Annotated in this window: 13 protein-coding genes; 1 reads left to right on the top strand and 12 read right to left on the bottom strand. The window is 33.6% G+C overall.

All coding sequences use genetic code 11. From position 1 onward, the window contains the following. Nucleotides 1-163: 163 nt before the first annotated feature. Genes AAGV33_RS02495 through AAGV33_RS02485 form a run of 3 tightly spaced genes read right to left on the bottom strand, consistent with a single transcriptional unit; the run spans nucleotide 164 to nucleotide 2,935 of the window. Nucleotides 164-1,516, bottom strand: coding sequence for a hypothetical protein (locus tag AAGV33_RS02495; RefSeq protein WP_373390337.1), 1,353 nt, complete (start codon nucleotides 1,514-1,516; stop codon nucleotides 164-166). After that, the gene (locus AAGV33_RS02490) at nucleotides 1,513-2,628 is read right to left on the bottom strand and encodes a PDDEXK-like family protein (RefSeq protein WP_373390336.1); all 1,116 of its coding nucleotides are present in this window, start codon (nucleotides 2,626-2,628) and stop codon (nucleotides 1,513-1,515) included. Before AAGV33_RS02490 ends, AAGV33_RS02495 begins: the two co-directional genes overlap by 4 nt. Nucleotides 2,629-2,632: 4 nt before the next feature. Then, nucleotides 2,633-2,935, bottom strand: coding sequence for a hypothetical protein (locus AAGV33_RS02485; RefSeq protein ID WP_373390335.1), 303 nt, complete (start codon nucleotides 2,933-2,935; stop codon nucleotides 2,633-2,635). 132 nt (nucleotides 2,936-3,067) lie between these two features. Between AAGV33_RS02485 and AAGV33_RS02480 the strand changes: the two genes are divergently transcribed. Continuing rightward, nucleotides 3,068-3,316 (top strand): helix-turn-helix domain-containing protein, encoded by a 249-nt coding sequence (locus AAGV33_RS02480; protein WP_373390334.1) that lies wholly within the window; start codon nucleotides 3,068-3,070, stop codon nucleotides 3,314-3,316. A gap of 211 nt (nucleotides 3,317-3,527) precedes the next feature. Here AAGV33_RS02480 and AAGV33_RS02475 read toward each other — a convergent pair whose 3' ends face one another. The 9 genes from AAGV33_RS02475 to AAGV33_RS02435 all read right to left on the bottom strand — a co-directional run bounded on the left by AAGV33_RS02475 (nucleotide 3,528) and on the right by AAGV33_RS02435 (nucleotide 18,288). After that, the gene (locus AAGV33_RS02475; RefSeq protein WP_373390333.1) at nucleotides 3,528-5,213 is read right to left on the bottom strand and encodes a sodium/sugar symporter; all 1,686 of its coding nucleotides are present in this window, start codon (nucleotides 5,211-5,213) and stop codon (nucleotides 3,528-3,530) included. Nucleotides 5,214-5,250: 37 nt separating this feature from the next. Further along, nucleotides 5,251-6,264 (bottom strand): UDP-glucose 4-epimerase GalE, encoded by a 1,014-nt coding sequence (galE, locus tag AAGV33_RS02470; protein ID WP_373390332.1) that lies wholly within the window; start codon nucleotides 6,262-6,264, stop codon nucleotides 5,251-5,253. A gap of 7 nt (nucleotides 6,265-6,271) precedes the next feature. Beyond that, nucleotides 6,272-7,321, bottom strand: coding sequence for a UDP-glucose--hexose-1-phosphate uridylyltransferase (locus tag AAGV33_RS02465; RefSeq protein ID WP_373390331.1), 1,050 nt, complete (start codon nucleotides 7,319-7,321; stop codon nucleotides 6,272-6,274). A 5-nt stretch (nucleotides 7,322-7,326) separates the two neighbouring features. Continuing rightward, the gene (gene galK / locus AAGV33_RS02460; protein WP_373390330.1) at nucleotides 7,327-8,493 is read right to left on the bottom strand and encodes a galactokinase; all 1,167 of its coding nucleotides are present in this window, start codon (nucleotides 8,491-8,493) and stop codon (nucleotides 7,327-7,329) included. 189 nt (nucleotides 8,494-8,682) lie between these two features. Next, nucleotides 8,683-9,702: an aldose epimerase family protein gene (locus AAGV33_RS02455; protein ID WP_373390329.1), complete on the bottom strand. Its 1,020-nt coding sequence runs from the start codon at nucleotides 9,700-9,702 to the stop codon at nucleotides 8,683-8,685. A 206-nt stretch (nucleotides 9,703-9,908) separates the two neighbouring features. Beyond that, nucleotides 9,909-13,460 (bottom strand): family 78 glycoside hydrolase catalytic domain, encoded by a 3,552-nt coding sequence (locus AAGV33_RS02450; protein WP_373390328.1) that lies wholly within the window; start codon nucleotides 13,458-13,460, stop codon nucleotides 9,909-9,911. 404 nt (nucleotides 13,461-13,864) lie between these two features. Beyond that, nucleotides 13,865-15,076, bottom strand: a complete 1,212-nt coding sequence (locus AAGV33_RS02445) for a DUF4998 domain-containing protein (protein WP_373390327.1) — start codon at nucleotides 15,074-15,076, stop codon at nucleotides 13,865-13,867. Between the two features lie 11 nt (nucleotides 15,077-15,087). Next, nucleotides 15,088-16,299, bottom strand: a complete 1,212-nt coding sequence (locus tag AAGV33_RS02440; protein WP_373390326.1) for a DUF4959 domain-containing protein — start codon at nucleotides 16,297-16,299, stop codon at nucleotides 15,088-15,090. A gap of 21 nt (nucleotides 16,300-16,320) precedes the next feature. Next, nucleotides 16,321-18,288, bottom strand: coding sequence for a RagB/SusD family nutrient uptake outer membrane protein (locus AAGV33_RS02435; RefSeq protein ID WP_373390325.1), 1,968 nt, complete (start codon nucleotides 18,286-18,288; stop codon nucleotides 16,321-16,323). Between the last annotated feature and the right edge of the window lies 1 nt (nucleotide 18,289).

Genomic DNA, 18,289 nt, shown 5'->3' with positions numbered 1-18,289 from the left:
TCTCCAAAGGAGAGAGAGCTTACATTGAAAAAAAAACATTTAGCCATTCCCTTCCAATTATAAAAAAAAGTGCGAACTAATAAAAATTAATTCGCACTTTTTTAGAAAAATACTTTAAAAAAATATTATCCGAGCCATCTGGTTATTAAAGTACACTATGTTCTTATTCCTGAATTGATAATGCATTCAATGAATACAATACATTTGATCCAAAAACATCAGCATAAGTAGTATCAATCTTGTCATGTTCTGAGGTCGACCCTGGATAAACTAGTCCATAAGTCTGATACAATTCTTCCTTTAATTTTCCAATTTCAAATTGTAATTTTCTTGCTTTTAATGTTAGTGTATACCAAGCGTTGATATCAATTTTATTCATTCCTTTCAAAATATTTATTCTGTAAAGTCTAATATATTTCTCAAATTGGGTATTATAGCTATTTGCCGTTTTCTTTTTATCAAAATAATTTTTAACTGCCAAATCAATTTTACTGAAATAGTCAGGGTTCTCGATTAAATAATTTAATGAATTCATTTCTAAATTGTAAACACGTCCTGATTTTGAAACAATTGTATTCCCTTGTACATTATAACCAAGAGATTTTGCTTTTTCAATATCCGCAACTACTCTATGCGTATTCATATGCCTATTGAGTACTATTGCTGATTCAGTTAATTTTAAAATTTTTCCATTTGATTTTTCGTAAATTTTATAAGGATCAAGATATGCATATACAAATGTTTTTCCATATAGTGTTTCTATATTGAAAGACTTATCAATCACTTGATCAATTACATTACGTGTATTTTTTGCTATTTCTTTTTCTAGTTTAGACTTGATATTAGTATATTCAATTTCAGTAGCAGTAGGTTCTATTAATTTAACTGGATATTCAATTTGATATTCAGTTAATTGAGTTATTAAATCTTGAACTTCCTTTTTGCTTGGTTTGTCACTTGAAAATTTTGATGACTGTACAACCACTTTATAGGATGTAAATCCAGCTGTGTATGAAGTACTACTCCTTGAGCGTTGAGTAGTTGTACTACTAAATGTAAAACCAATTTGTGAAAGATCGTTCTCAACCGAAACTATTAAGGATAAATTATTTTTTCGATCTTCCAAATATTTATTTAGTTTGCTTATAACTTGTGTTTTTAGTGAATCCCTATACTTTGAAAAATCATATTTAGCCTTGTAAATTGTTTTTTCAGAATAATAAGGTTGCCTAAATTGAGGTAAAGGAATTTTAAGCTCTCCATTTTTCATATATTGTTTAAAGTCTAATGGCTTATTTATTGACTCTTCTATACGTGATAATTGTAATTCTAAACTCGTTATTTCTAGTGTCTTTGACAATTTAACAATTGTGGTGTCTTTAGTAACTGCTAATTCTTTGCCTTTAAAATCAACTAAATATTCTTTGTTAAATGTAATTTTCTCTATAGCTTCTTCAATTTGTGCGTTCCCTAAGACAGATATCGTAATTGCAATTATTGTAAATATTTTTTTCATTCTTTCTCGTTTATATTATGAGCACTATATGTTGATATATTATTTTCGATATAATTCTGTATGACTTTAATAACATAATCTATAGCTTTCATCTTTAAATTTAAATATTCTGTAACAAAGTCAACGTCATTTAAAAAACGTATTTCTTCTCTTTGAATCGAACGTTTACCACTTTTTTTTAATGTTCTTGGAACGATTCCTAAAAATAATTTTGAAGATGAATATTCGTATCTCAAATAATAAAAATTTGTAGAATCTTTTATGTCAGAAAAAAGTAAAGCTTGTGAAGTATTAGAACTCCAAATATTTAATATATCAAATTCAATATTCCACTTGCCAAGAAGATTTCCTCTGTTTTTAATTTCATAAAAAGCTTCTTCAACAAATCTATTCCTTACATCCACAAAATTTTTATAAATTTCGGCAGACTCTCTATAGTAATCTTTAATTATCTTTTGTATTTCATCTTTCATTTCCACATTAGTTGATTGATTCGTTAACTTTCTTATTAAATATGCATATTGGTTTAAAACTTCTCTCACCATTGGTTTATCAAAAGCTTCTTTTGCACAAGCTTCAATCCAATTTAAAATATGGTTCTTATAAGAAATTATGTGGTATTCATTAAAATCCCCTTTACTATCCAATCCATCTAAAGTTAAATACAGAACTTTTGCATTAGAGTATTTTTCTTTATACCTCTTTAATTGATTTTTTTGCTCAGTGGCATAAATTTTATTTTCAATCACCAATTTTACACCTGCATTATCTTTTACAATTAGATCAATCCTTCCTCCTTCTGTTTTATCCTCATTAATTTTTCCAATATGTACTTCTTTCTGACAAATTGATGAATTACAATCTAAAATTAAATCTTGCAAAAATGAAATTTGATTTAAAAACAATTCCAAAGGTTTACTTCCTAATGAATGACTTCCTTTTGGATTTAACAGCTCTCCAATTACGGCAGAATGTGTTCGAACTTCATCAGATTCCATTCCCATTATGGAGAAAATATTGAAATTTTCTCCAGAAAGTTCAGCATGTTTTTCATAAACTTTAATTGTGGAAGTAATTTTGGCTAATAATTGTGATAAGTTTTTCTCAACCATATATTTACATTGTTCTTATTAAACTTCCGTTTTCTTTTCTCACTTCTAATTTACCATTGCTTTTTGTTAATAAGATATCGTTTCCGTTAAATTTTGCATTAGTATTATTACTCGTAGAGATAATGCGAACTAAAGCAGCATTTTCTTTCCGCAAAATAACTTGTCCTTTATCGTTAGTTATAACAATCAAACTGCCGTCATTTTTAATATCGGCATTTACAACACCTGATGTTTGTATAATCCGAATTAGTGAACCATTTGATTTTCTCAATTCTAACTTACCGTTTACAATTTTTAAAATGTTCATAGTTTTATAGTTTTTTATTTTGCCTACTCTATTCGGTTTTCGCCTTTCCCGTTTTTTAAGACCCTCAAATATATAAATCAAAATGACAAATATGTAATTATTTACTCATAAAACATTTTGCACTTTGCACGTATGACAAAACAATACGTGGACAAAGAGTTACTCAACGTCATTGCACTTGCTCTGAAATCGGTACGAGCAAGACAAAATGTGACTTTAGAGGTTTTTTATTTTGATACTGGCATCCATCTCGCACGTATCGAAAAAGGCGAAACCAACATTACTGTCTCTACACTTTCGCAGATTTGCCACTATTTCAACATTAGCCTAAAAGACTTTTTTGAAGTGGTTGAACAACTTCAAAACCTAAATCAACCTTAAATTTTCACGTATAACTTCAGACAAAGTCGAACCATCCCAGAACGCATAGTTTTACCCAACCATAATCTTTATCTGAGGCAATTGCCCAAAAAGATTGTAAAAACGAATCTAACAAAACAATACATTTTAAAAACTCTATTTCAATCATAAAAAATGTGAAATCAAATTGCTTCGATTTCACATTTTTTTATTTAAAAACTCACTTTATTTCTTACCAGAACTTCACGTACAAAGCAGCGATAATTAATAATGTAATAATGATTAACACTGTTGTTTGTGGTTTCACCTTAAACATTTCAGTATCTAATTCGAATGCTTTCGGGTTTACTTTTGGTCCTGCAAAACTGATTCCAATCATCAATAACATTGTAAATACGAATGATAATCCCATACAAATGTGGAATGGAATTTCAAATCCACCTTTACCATTTGGCCAAGCTGTGTACAATAACGTTTCGTTTCCAAACATCGCTGGTGCAAATTCGTTGAATAAAACCGATAATAAGAAACCTGCAATTACACCCACAATAGCCGCTGTTCCTGTTGTTCTTTTCCAGAACATACCTAAAAAGAACATAGCAAAAACTCCAGGGCTAATGAATCCTGTGTATTTTTGGATGTAAGTAAATCCTCCAACTCCACCAATTCCTAAAACATCATTCCAAGTAAACAATACAGCAAGAACCATAGAAGCAAAAACGGCATAACGTCCAATGTTTACCTGAGCACTGTCTGAAGCATTTTTTTGAATGTATTTTTTATGAACGTCTAAGGTATAAATGGTAGAAATACTATTTACTTTACCTGCTAACGAAGCCACAATAGCAGCAGTCAAAGCTGCAACTGATAATCCTTTTAATCCTGTTGGCAAGAAAGTCAACATCGCTGAATAAGCGCCGTCTTTTCCTCCTACTAATTGAGGTAAGTGTCCTCCTTCGTATAAAACATAAGCAGCAATACCAGGCAACATTACAATTACAGGCATTAATAATTTCAATATACCAGCAAACAAAATCCCTGTACGAGCCGTTTGTAAATCAGCCCCCAAAGCTCTTTGCGTAATGTATTGGTTACATCCCCAATAGTTCAGGTTAATAATCCAAATACCCGCTAAATAAGACATCATCCCTGGAAAAGTAAGGTATTTATCAATTTCTAATTGTGTAGAAGTTGCTGTTGGTCTTGGAATAATCATTTTGAAATGCTCGGGTGCTTTTTCCATCAATACATTAAATCCAGCGATAGCATCCTTACCTACTCCAAAATATTCTCCCACTGTAGTTAAAGCAATATAAGAAGTTACCAAACCTCCAATAATCAATACTGCCACCTGAATAACATCCGTATAAGCTACTACTTTCATACCTCCAAGAGAGATAATCAAAGCAAAAACAGCCAATCCTAACATAATAACATGCAGGTATTCACCTCCTGCTAATCCGTTAATAGCAACCGCTCCTAAATATAAAATGGAAGTTAAGTTCACAAAAACATACAAAAACAACCAGAAAACAGCCATAATCAAAGCCGTTGAATCGTTGTAACGTGTTTTTAAGAACTGAGGCATGGTGTAAATCTTGTTTTTCAAATAAACAGGAATAAACCAAACTGCCACTATAATTAACGCAATTGCAGCAACCCACTCGTAAGCGGCAACAGCAATTCCTAAGAAGAAACCTTCTCCACTCATTCCAATAAACTGCTCAGCAGAAATGTTTGATGCGATAAGTGAAGCTCCAATAGCCCACCAAGTTAAAGTTCCTTCGGCTAAAAAATACGCCTTAGCATCGTGTTCGTTTTTTTCGCGCTTGCGATAGATAATATATCCGTAAATAGATACTACTAAAAAGTAGATGATGAATACTGCATAATCTGCAAATTCGAGACTTGAGCTCATAGATTCTTATTTAAAATTATTATTTGGTTTAATAGCGTTAGCTTCTTATTTTTTGTTCCCATTTCCAAGCGCTTTCCATAGCTTGTTCCAGAGTTAATTGGGTTTTCCAGCCCAGTACTTCATTAGCTTTATCGGTATTAGCGTAAGCCGAAGTAATATCACCCTCTCTTCTGTCAACAATTCGGTACGCTAATTTTTGACCACTTGCTTTTTCGAAAGCATGAATCACTTCTAGTACTGTACTTCCTACTCCTGTTCCCAAATTGAAAGTTTCTACTTTTTCTTCGTTCTTTTTATTCAATAATCGTTGTAAAGCAATAACATGCGCTTTGGCTAAATCCACAACATGAATGTAATCGCGAACACAAGTCCCGTCAGACGTTGGATAATCATTACCATAAACCAGTAATTCTTTACGCAATCCAATTCCAGTTTGTGTAATAAATGGTACTAAATTTTGTGGAACTCCAATTGGTAATTCACCAATTTCAACTGATGGATGTGCACCAATCGGGTTAAAATAGCGTAATAGAATAGCATTGATACCACTTATTTTAGCCGCGTCAGTAATAATTTCTTCTCCTATTTGTTTGGTATTTCCATAAGGAGACATGGCAGTTTGAACTGCCGAATTTTCATTGATAGGCATTGTTTCGGCTTGACCATAAACCGTACAAGAAGAACTAAAAATAAAGTTAGCACTTTCTTTTTTCTCTAATTCCTGAAGTAAATATACTAAGGAATTAATGTTGTTTTCGTAATACAACAAAGGGTTTCCAACACTCTCTCCTACTGCCTTTGAAGCCGCAAAATGAATTACTCCATTTACATCCGAATGGCGTTTGAAAAAATCCTGAACTACCGATTTTTCTCTTAAATCCAGTTTTTCAAAAATTGGTTTTTTCCCTGTTATAGCTTCAATTCCTTTTAAAACGTCTTCAGATGAATTGGATAAGTTATCAATAACAACCACCTCAAAACCTTCATTTTGCAATTCGACTACTGTATGCGAACCTATGAAACCTAAACCTCCCGTAACAAGTATTTTCATAATTTAGTTATTTTTGTTTGTAATGTACCTCAGACAAGTTTCTCAACATTTCAGCACTTTTCTCTGGTGTAATATCTCTTTGAGATTCTCCCATCATTTCATAACCTACCATGAATTTTTTCACTGAAGCCGAACGCAACAATGGCGGATAAAAATGCATGTGAAATTGCCATTCCGGATGCGCTTCACCATCTGTTGGAGCCTGGTGAATTCCTGAAGAATAAGGGAATGATGTTTCGAAAAGGTTATCGTATTTTGTAGTTAATTTTTTCAAAATAACAGCAAAAGCAGCTACTTCATCTTCAGTAAAATCAGTGATTTTAGTAATATGACGCTTGCTGACAATCATGGTTTCGAAAGGCCATATTGCCCAAAAAGGAACGATTGCAGCAAAATGATCGTTTTCAACAACTACGCGTTCTTTTACTTTTAATTCTTCTTTCAGATAATCCTGCAACAAGTTTGTTCCATTTTTATCAAAATAAGCTTTTAAGTTATCTTGCGTTTTTTGAACCTGTGTTGGTAAAGAAGATTGCGCCCAGATTTGTCCGTGTGGATGCGGATTACTACATCCCATTACACTTCCTTTATTTTCAAAAATTTGCACGTGATTGATGTAATCAATAGCTCCCAAATCAGTATACTCTCTTTGCCAAGTTTGAATAATATTTACAATACCATCCACATCCATTTCCGGTAAAGTCAAATCATGTCTTGGCGAAAAGCAAACCACTCTGGAGATTCCTCTTTCTGGTTGTGCTTTAAAGAAACTTCCTTCTTCGTTTCCACCAAAATCAATTGGTTCTTGTTTAAGTGCAGCAAAATCATTTTCGAAAACAAAACTACCTTTGTAATCTGGATTTTTTTCACCATTCATACGAACATTTCCAGCACATAAATAACATTCCGGATCATATTCTGGTAAAGCAACAGTATTTACTGCTTCTTTTTGTCCTTGCCAAGGTCTTTTTGAACGGTGCGGTGAAACTAAAACCCATTCGTTAATTAAAGGATTGTATCTTCTATGCGGATCTTCGTTGATATCAAACTTTCTCATAGTCATTATTTTGTGTATAGTGATGTTCCGTTACTTACTTTAACGTCATAAATTTTCAATTCGATTCCGAAAGCTTCGTTGTATAATTTCGAAAATTTATCTTTGATTTGTTGCTCTTGTCCTTTTTTAACCAAGTTGATGGTACAGCCTCCAAAACCACCACCCATTAATCTTGAACCAATAACTGCAGTTTCTTCTTTTGCCAAATCTACTAATAAATCCAACTCTTCGCAGCTTACTTCGTAATCTTTAGACAATCCATCGTGAGTAGCAAACATTAGTTCACCTAACAATTCGATTTTTCCGTTGTCTAATGCTTCACAAGCCTGAATCACGCGGTTGATTTCTTTCACCACAAAAAGAGAACGTCTAAAAACGTCATGACTCATTTTGTCTTTCAAATCAATAATTGTTTGTTCGGTACAATCTCTAAAACTTTTTATCTCAGGAAAATTTGCTTTTACAATGGCGATTCCTTCTTCACATTGCTGTCTTCTTTCGTTATAAGCCGAAGTCATCAACGAGTGTTTTACATTCGAATCAAACAAAATCAACGAATAATCGGTAAAGTTAGCATCATGATATGTGTATTCTAAAGTGCGGCAATCAATCTTGATTACTTTATCTTCCTGCCCCATTACGCTGGAGAATTGGTCCATAATTCCGCATTTGATTCCCACCCAGTGCTCGGCTTTTTGTCCTAACAAGGCAATGTCAATTGGTTTGATATTTAAATTGAATAAATCATTCATTCCAAATAAGAATCCACATTCTAATGCTGCAGAAGAAGACAATCCAGAACCAACAGGAATGTTACTACTGAAAACGCAGTTTACACCTTCCAGTTGAAATCCGTTGATTTTTAATTGATTGATTACTCCTCTAATGTAATTTGTCCACGAATTATCGTCTAATTTTACCTCAGCCGTAACATCAATTTCAAACTCATCATTCAGGTCTAAAGCAATCACCCTGGAAGTATTGGTATTATTTTTTGCAAAAGCAAAACAAATAATCTTGTCGATAGCAGCAGGCAAAACATAACCATCATTATAATCGATATGTTCTCCGATGATGTTGATTCTCCCTGGAGAAAGCACTATTTTAGTTGGTTCAGCACCAAAATTTTCCTTAAAATAGCTGATTGTTTTATTAATTAAAATATCATTCATTGGTTAGAAATTGAAGTAGTATTAGATTTATTTTTATGTAAATTCACTCTTTTAGAGCCTGTTTAAAATTCATCAAAATTAATTTCCCCGAACCCTAAAGGGTGTAATTTTGATGAATTTTCGAGAAATTTTTCACCCTTTAGGGATGGGGAAAAGAAAAATTTTTTTCTTATAAATTTAAACAGGCTCTCATAGTGATTCGAATTTATAAGTTGTTTTCTGTTTGTAAACATCTCCTTTTTTCAAAACAGCACTTGGAAAATAAGCGTGATTTGGAGCATCCGGGAAATTTTGGGTTTCAAAACAAATTCCGCTTAAAGCATGATAGGTTGCATTTTCTTTTCCTTTTAAATCAGGACCACAATTTCCACCCACATAGATATGAACTCCAGGCTGATCTGTGTAAACATCCATTTTTAAATTAGTAACAGGACTAAAAAGCGTAGCCTTTACTTCGTTGTTATTATCCACTACAAAAGTGTTGTCGATACTTTTAGGACATTTTTTAGCCGTTCTATAATCGAATGCAGTATTAGCCACTTCCAGAATATTTCCAGTTGGAATACAATCTTCTCTGGTTTCCACTACTTTTTGTGCATGAACAATTAAATCCTGACCGGAAACATCCGATTGATGTCCGTCAAGATTAAAATAACTGTGGTGTGTTAAATTGATAATGGTATCTTCGGTAGTAGTTGCTTTGTATTCGATAATCAATTCGTTTTCCTCAGATAAAGTATAAGTCAAACTTACGGAAAGTTCTCCTGGATAATTCTCTTCATTAGCTGCACTAACATAACTCAAAGTAATCGATGGATTTTCGCCAGTTGTTACTTGATCTACATTCCAGTTTTTCTTGCTGAAATTTTCTATTCCTCCATGCAAAGAATTAGGACCATTATTTATAGCCAATTGGTAGTTTTTACCATTCAATTCGAATTTCCCTTCGTTAATTCTCCCTGCATAACGACCCACAGTAGCTCCCATATAAGGAGAACCATCTAATTGAAATGATTTTTCGTAACCTTCAACAGTATCGAATCCTAAAACTACATCAACAAGTTCACCGTTTTTCAACGGAATTTTCAATGCTGTAAGAGTAGCTCCAAAAGGAATTACTTTAAGTTGTGCTCCATTTTTATTAGTTAATTCATAAAAACGGGAAACAGTAGAATCTAAACGGGATAAATTATTTTCAGAAGTTGACATAGAATATGGTTTATTTTTATTTATGTTGGTTGAGAAAGCAAAAATAGAAATAAACTCCGTTGTTGTATACCAGTACCTACCAGTTTTTTAAAATAACCACTAGATTAATTTAAAAGTCAAAAAGAGTCTTTAACAAAATGTTTCCAAATGCTACATATTATAAACTCTAAGAAACTTTTATAACAAAAACTAAACTTGAATTAAGTTTAATTACTCATCACTGTTTCAAAACTATATTCTCCTGATTCTAATTCGAAAGCAGCCTTATTATTTTCTATGTTCAAAAATTTGATTCCGTTCTTTTTTCCAATTATCGTTACATCACTTTGTTTTAAAGCGGGTAGACAAAGTGTTGCATTGGTATTAGCAGGCACAACAAAACGGAACTCATATTTGCCGTTTTTGGTTTCCCAACTGCTTTCAATACGTCCGTACATCGAATCGTAATAGCCATTTGCAAAAGTCATTTGTCCGGTAGTATCAGGTTTGGGTTGCAAAATAAAATGCTTAAATCCCGGTGAATTATCATCTCTTAGGATTCCTAATGAATAATTATACATCCACGCTCCTACCGCACCAAAAGCATAATGATTAAAAGAATTCATATTATTATTTCCTCCAAATCCGTCTTTATGGGTATACGAATTTAATCGCTCCCAAATAGTCGTAGCTCCCTGGGTGACAGGATACAGCCACGAAGGATACGATTTATTTTGTAATAATTGATAAGCAAAATTTGAATATCCATTATCCGAAAGCGCTTTATTGACCCAAGCCGTACCAATAAATCCTGTCATTAATGAATAAGGTGGACAAACAACACCCTGATCTGTTTTGTTTTCTCTTTGTATAGAATTTACGAACTGCTTTATAGCCAAATCTGAATTCTCTTTATCCAAAACATTAAAGGCAAAAGGCAACACATACGATGTTTGCGTGTCTATAATTTTACCTCTAAATGAAGTCTTTCCTGTTGCTTTATCAATGTAGGTTTTATTGAAAAAATCTTTACGCTGTTTGTAATATTCTAAAAAATGTTCCTGATCTTTCTTTTTATCTAATAGCGTTGCCACCTTAGACATAATTTCCAAGTCATAAATAAAGTAAGCTTCCCAAAATAGTGTTTTTTCGTTTTTAGAATCTTCTAAACTCAGCCAGTCTCCTAATGATCCCCAGGTATTTCTTTCTTTTTCTTTTAAAACACCTGTTTGCTTATCGATATCAGCAATTAGATAATCGGCATAGCTTTTCATAGCCTCGTAATGCTCTTCCAACAAACTCAGATCTCCATATTGCAAATAGTTTTCCCATGCAACTGTAATTCCTGCACTTCCCCACAAAGTTTCTCCAAATCCAACACCTATTGGAGCCACATCAGGAAAACGTCCATCTTCTCTCTGGATATCACGCATTGCCAGCATGTGCCTTTTCAGAAATTGTTTCACATCGGATAAATGAACTGCAGTTCGGGAAAAAACCGAAATATCGCCACTCCATCCTAAACGTTCGTTGCGTTGAGGGCAATCGGTAGGTATCGAAAGAAAATTACCATAGGTTGACCAAGTAATATTTTCCCATAATTTATTTACCAAAGGATTTGAGGTTTGGTAATGAGAAGATAATTGATGTATCGAACTCAACACCGTTCCTTTCACATCGGTTAACGGTAAAGGTTTTTCTATGCCTGTAATTTCTACATAACGATATCCGTGAAATGTAAATCGCGGCGTAATGGTTTCGTTACCTCCTTTGGTTACATAAATATCCTGCGACATAGCCGCCCTTACATTTTCAAGCATCAGTAAATCTTCATTTCCTTTGTATTCAGGTAAATTGGGATACAAAACTTCGGCATAACGCAATGTGATGGTTTTTCCTTTTGCTACATTGTTCAATATAATTTTTGGCACGCCTACCATGTTTTGTCCCATATCATAAACAAAAACACCCGGTCGAACTTCCGTAACCGATTGAGCTGTTAGTTCTTTTATTGGTTTAACAGTAGTTCCAAACTGCCCTATTAATTGAGCATCAGTAAAATTATTGAAGTTGGGTAAATTAGTCGTTCCTTCCAGACTTACAAATCCATTTGTTTCAATAGCTACTGCCTGATGCCAAGAGGAAGCATCATACGAAGGCGTACTCCAGCCATCAATTGCTTTTTCTTTTGTAGCATCATAAACTTCGCCCTGAAAGAAGCTGCTATACTTTACAGGTCCATCATTAAAATACTTCCATGTTTCAGGATTAGTTGTGATAATTTTTTCGCTTCCATCAGCATAAGTAACTACTAGTTTAGCCAGCATTGATTGACGATCACCAAAAAAATTCCAGTTATCACCAACAAATGTGCTGCCGCCACTCCACCAGCCTTCTCCAAGAATGGCTCCCAAAACATTATTTCCTTGCTGGATATTTGTCGTCACATCATAGGTCTGGTACAAATGGGTTTTGTTGTATTGTGTTAGTCCCGGATTAAAATAATCGTCTCCTATTTTTTTTCCATTTAAGTACACATCATAAATACCACGTGCCGTAACATACAATCGTGCTTTAGTTATTTTAGGAGAATCGATTCCAAATACGGTACGCAACATCGGCATGGAATTCTGACTTGGATTAACTAGAACAAAAGCTCCATTATTTCCTCCAGTTACAGCATAGCTATTATTTTCAACACTTACTTCTTTAAATGACGAGAATATACCTGAAGTAGCAGTATTGTCAGAAAAAATCACATTTGAAGGACTTCGGTAATTTTTAATTTCAATTTTAGAAAACTGTGCTTTTTCTCCTTTAGGTACTAAAAAACCAATATCACCCACTACAGGAAAAGCTATAAAATCGCCTCCAGCTCCTAATGGATTTAAATTGAAATTAGCTACCTGATTTTCTTTTGAATTTCCATCGATATAAATTTTAGTAACTCCCAAACAGCTTTGCACAATTATATTATGCGGATTGTATTTGTTTTCTTTATTAATAATCGAATTCGGAATAGAAAAATTTTTAAAAGGAGTTTCTTTTTTATCACTTGCATGATAACCCACTCTATAAATATTCAGCTTTGCTTGACCATCTGAATTTAAAGAGGCAATATCTAATTCGACCTGAATGTAACTCTCACCGTTCTTGTTTTCCAGTTTGTACTGATTTTTATTTCGATCCATTAAACGCTGATCGTTAGCGCCATAAATTAAAGATGCTTTGGTCGATTGCAATTTTTTATCGAGTTGAATCGTACTATTGATAACAAAAACAGGAAGGTATTGCGAATGCAAAACTATATCATTGGCATTACCTCCAATCCATTTTGCTCCGGACCAAGCGATTATTTCTTTATCTGAATCAGAATTCGTTACCATTTTTGAGTTCAACAAACCTGTCTCAAACCAAGAATTTGCGGAGTATTTTTTTCCTTTTTGATCCCAAACGTTTACTGTCCAATTGTACAAAGTTGCGGGCTTAAAGTTCTCGCCTTTATACTTGATATTAATGGATGCTCCACTTTTCACTTTACCGGTATTCCAAACCTCAACCCCTAAATTATTGGTTACAATAATTTGGTAGGCGTTTTGATAATAACCTCTGTTTTTATTTGATGTTTCCATTTGCCAACTAAAAACTGGCTGCAAAACATCAAGACCAATAGGAGTTACAGCATTCTCTACCTTAAGATTAGTGATTTTAATATCAGCACCAAAAAGAAAGCTAGGCACAGCAAAAAATAAGAAGAAGATTAATTTAAAGAATTTCATATATAAAATTTATTTTTTTGGCTTAGCCGAAATTTTTTCTGTTTCTAGCCAATTATATATTTTCAACTGATTGTTTTAAAAAAACATGGAATTCAAAGCTATGTATTAAATCCAGTTTTCAACACCAGTTCCCACCAGTGTTTCAAGTGAAATCACTAGATAAAAACAAAGCATAAATGAATGACTCCATTTATGCCTTGATTACACACACCTACTTATTATCTTAATTCTAAATTAATTACTTGGTAATCCATCTGCTTTCATGATGTAAAGAAAATTACAGGGATTTCCACAATTGCTATTGTTTAAAACAACTAATATTTTTTCAAAGTAGATTCAAGATGTTTTTTAAAAAATATCACATATAGGTAGTATATACCATACTTAATTTAAAATAAAACAATTTATTTTACCACAACCAATTCAAAAGAAATGATATTACAAAAACGACCAGGAGTAGAACCAGCTTGAGTAGTCAATTGTCCAACTGAAATCTGACTAGTCGTTGTAACGGTAAACTCTATAACATAATCTAAACCAGATGTACCAAGAATCCTTTTGTAACCTAAAACTTCAGCTGCTGTTGTAAGATTTTCAATGTTAGGTAAACCATCTCCTTTTGCAATTACAAAATAAGCTCCACCTACATCTCCAATTTCATGATTTGTATCACGCAACTTAACTTTTAACTGATATAAAGCGGGCTCAGCAGTTACTGTTTGATAAATTTTACCATTAGTTATAGCTGGAGATCCCCAACCTGATTCCACGTTAAAAATATTACCATTCCATTCATCCCAGCCACCATAACCATTATGATTTTTAACCGCAGCATTAGAATTCCAATTTGCTAAAATCCCCCATCTTCCACCATCAGTAGATGAGGCAATAAAAGGAACTTTTGCATTCATTAAAACAGGTGTTGGAACAGGTCTTTCTTCATTATAAGCAGTAAAAAAAGTATCTACAGCGTTTTCTTCAGGTTTGTAAAGACTTCTATATTTATAAGAAGTACCACTTTTAAAATCATTAATTACAAAACTTAAATTCTCTATATCAGCAAAAACTGTTTTTTCTTCATCAGCTGTATTTGTATAGATAATCTCCGAACCTAAAGCACCAGAATCCGAACTTAATGCTACAAAATTAACTACCAATTCACTATTTATAAGCACATTATTAGCAACAACTCTATTAACAATCGAGTTTTGATAGCGTTCTCCATAGGTTTGAGCATTGACGTTTTGAGAAATGGAACTGTTTCCTTTAGCATCAAAAGTTTTTACTTCAAAATTATAAATATTCTCTGGAAGATTTTCTAAAAAAATGGATACTTCATCAATCCCTGAAGACCTATTGATTGGTACAACAATTGAATCTTTTTTAGCGTTCCAATATACTCGCATTTGATTAACCTTAGGATCTGAAATAATAAGTCCCTCAACCTTTACTCTGTTTCTCCCTGGAAAAAACTTTAATGAATCTATCTTACCTGTATAAGAAATCGCTCCCCCTTCGGTAAATTTTAAATACTCATCAGCACTTGTACAGGAAAATATACTCAAAATAGATCCCAACAAGATGACTACATATACTTTATATTTTAAAAAACTCATAATACTTCGATTTAAAAATTAGGATTACCATAAACATGTACCTCTGAAACAGCCATAAACTTACCTCCAATCCAGTTTTCCATACACTCAATTCTAAGATAACGAACAGCAGGTTTATCTAAGGCAATTTCATAATCCGCTCCATCTCTGGCGGCTAAAAGATCATCGTTATTTTCCTGTCCATAAGGCAAACCGGAAGGTTTCTTGATTTCATATTCCCCCAATAAGGTCCAGTTACTGTCAAGCGTACCGTCATTCAAGGTATTACTACCCCATATCCTAAACTTTTTCATAGCCCCTAGATAGTAGTACATTCTTTGACCTCCAATAGGCTCCGAAAAATTCCAAATTCTCAAACGGCTTAGTTTTGTTTTTGCACCAATATCAAAGGTTACCAAATGATTCCCTACATCAATTGTTCTGTCTGTGAAATAAGAACCCCACCATTCCAAAAACTGACCATCCCACATATTTGAAACTGGATAAGTCCCAATTACTTTTGCATCATTGGCCAATTTAATTCCTGCAAAAGCAGACTTAGGCATCAATTGCTCAAACAATGGTTCAATGTTAGTATATAGCGTATCTGTATAATTCAACCAACGGTCTCTAACAACTATTGCAAAATCTTGTGGTACGGCTTCAAAACCTCTTAAACTTTGCCCAATTTGATCTACTGAAGTATAAATACTTGTACGAAGTGGTACCCAATCCCCTTGAATATTTTTTTGCATCACTAAAATACCTATTTCTTCTTTGGTTGGGTTATCAGCAGTGATACGAATACCTCCAAAATCAGCTTGCGCTACTAATGACTCATAAATATCGTAAACAGGGGCTTTTAGAGGGGCTACCGTTACAGTAACTGGCTTTGATTCGGTCTCACTTCTATTTACCGCATAAACCTTAACTTCATTAGTTGACTGTCCTGTAAAGCCCTCCAAAAGCAGAGAATTAGAATAGTAAGAAGCTTTCGCTTCCATAGGAGTTCCGTTTTCTAAGGTATATCGTGCTACAACATACAATAAATCGTCATCAGAAGGCAAAGTATAAGTTAACTTTACTTTACCCGGTAAATTTTGAACTGTAATATTTGTGACTTCTGCTGGAGCATTAGAGTTCCCTTCTAAAGGTCTTGGTCCTTGATCCTCAGTACAAGCTACAAAAGTCATAATTAGAGACAATATAAATGTCCAAATGGATGATTTTATAATTGATTTCATGGTTTTATTTTTATGGTTTTATTACCAACCTGGATTTTGAACCAGATTAGGGTTTTGAATAAGTGTAGTTTCGTCTATAGGCCAAAAATAATCTCTTGGCGCTACAAAACGTTGTTGGTATAGAGTTCTTATCTGGTAATAACTACTTTCTGCCGTTCCAAAAACGTTCCAACCTTTTACAGGCTCATTAAATTCCTGAGTAGCTTTTTTCCAACGTCTAATATCCCAGTAATTCTTTCCTTCAAAAGCCATTTCGATACTTCGCTCTCTGTGAATAATTTCTCTAAGACCTTCTTTAGTGGTATATTTAGTTGAATTACTAGAAAAATTGGTCCAAGATTCAACAACTCCATTTAATCCTGCACGTAAACGAATAGGGTCAACATACTGCAACACTTCATCTGTCGATCTTCCATCAACCTCATTTAATGCTTCGGCATACATTAGGTACAAATCAGCCAAACGCAATTCAGGCCAAGCGTATTCTTTGTATAGGGTTCCTCCACCGAAATTCTGTTCCCAATTAATCAGTTTTTTTATATAATAGCCTGTTACATTAAAATCAAAAGCATCGGCACTACCCGCATAATCTTGATATTTTGCCTTAATAAAATATTTTGTCTCATCAGAACCACTAGCAAACTTATAGAAAATAGCACCATCAAAACCTAGGTCAGCATAGAAACGCGGCTCTCTATCAAAATTTATTATTGAGGTACGATGCCCTTCCCTAATATTGAATCTATCGTCAGCTGTAGCCTCTCTTAATATAGTAATATCCCCAAATGTTAAGGTTCTATCTTCTTCAATAGGCACTCCGTTTTTAGTATAAAAATTCATTGCTGACTCTAAAGTTGGTGACAACACTTTTCTGGCTTGGGTATGTGCAACTGTAGCATCTAGAGGCATCATACAGATACGTTGTAATTCATAAGTTCGACTGTTAGGGTTTGACCATATAATCTCATCATTCCAGCGCTCTGTTACTGCTTGTGTAATATCAAGCTTAGTTTTTGTTGTTTGAGAAATCGTAAAGGCAACATCATTCTTGTAAAAGATTTTGTGCCCACTTGCTTCCGCAGCATCGATAGCTTCTTTAGCAGCATCTGCTGCTCTTTTCCATTTAGTAGCATCATAAACCGTATTAAAAAATGGCTTGCCTTCTTTAGTATTGAAACCCGCCATATCGTTATTACCGTTAAACAATGGACTTGCCGCAGTAAGTAATAATTCCGCTTTAATACCTAACGCTATCGGTCTTGTGATTCTACCTAACTCATTTTGAGTATCTGTAATTTGTGGAGGCAATCCAATTGAAGCCTCGTCCAATAAACTCACTAAATAATCAACTGTTTCGTCAATAGGCTCTCTAGATACCTGAATTTGCTCTTCAGGAGCATCAATAGGAATATTAACACGAATTACAGGAATAGGCCCATACATACGCATTAAATAATAATGGTAATAGGCTTTTAAAAATTTAACCTCAGCTATCCATCTTAAACGCTCTGATTCTGAAAGATCTGGCACTTTAGATCTGTCTTCAACATTTTCTAAAAAAACGTTACAATGCCTGATTCCATCAAAAAGAGGATAAAGGTCAGCTGGTCCAGCAGCTTGGTAATTACCTTCCCAAGCATTCATATATGGATTAGCTCTTCTTTGTGTGCCAGTTGCTATATTAAAAGCATAACTGGTTACAGCAGCTCGATTAGGCGCTACCCATGTTTCATCTCCTGCTAACATCCCTATGTTGTAAATTGCATCTCCATTTTTAGGAATATAGGCATAACAGGTAAATAAATATTTTTGAGCTTCATTTCTTAGTGTAAAAGCATTTTCTAAAGTTGTAACATTGTCTGGAACTACATCTAAAAAAGTATTCTCACACGATTGTAAACCGAATAGAAAAAGAACCATTATGACACCAAAAAAATTTCGCTTTTTTTGTGACACCTTATTTTCAATAATTATATCTTTTGTTTTCATA

The organism is Flavobacterium magnesitis, assembly GCF_041729735.1.
Taxonomy (GTDB): domain Bacteria; phylum Bacteroidota; class Bacteroidia; order Flavobacteriales; family Flavobacteriaceae; genus Flavobacterium; species Flavobacterium magnesitis.
The sequence above is the reverse complement of the archived record's forward strand: the minus strand, read 5'-3'. Positions and strand labels throughout refer to the sequence as shown.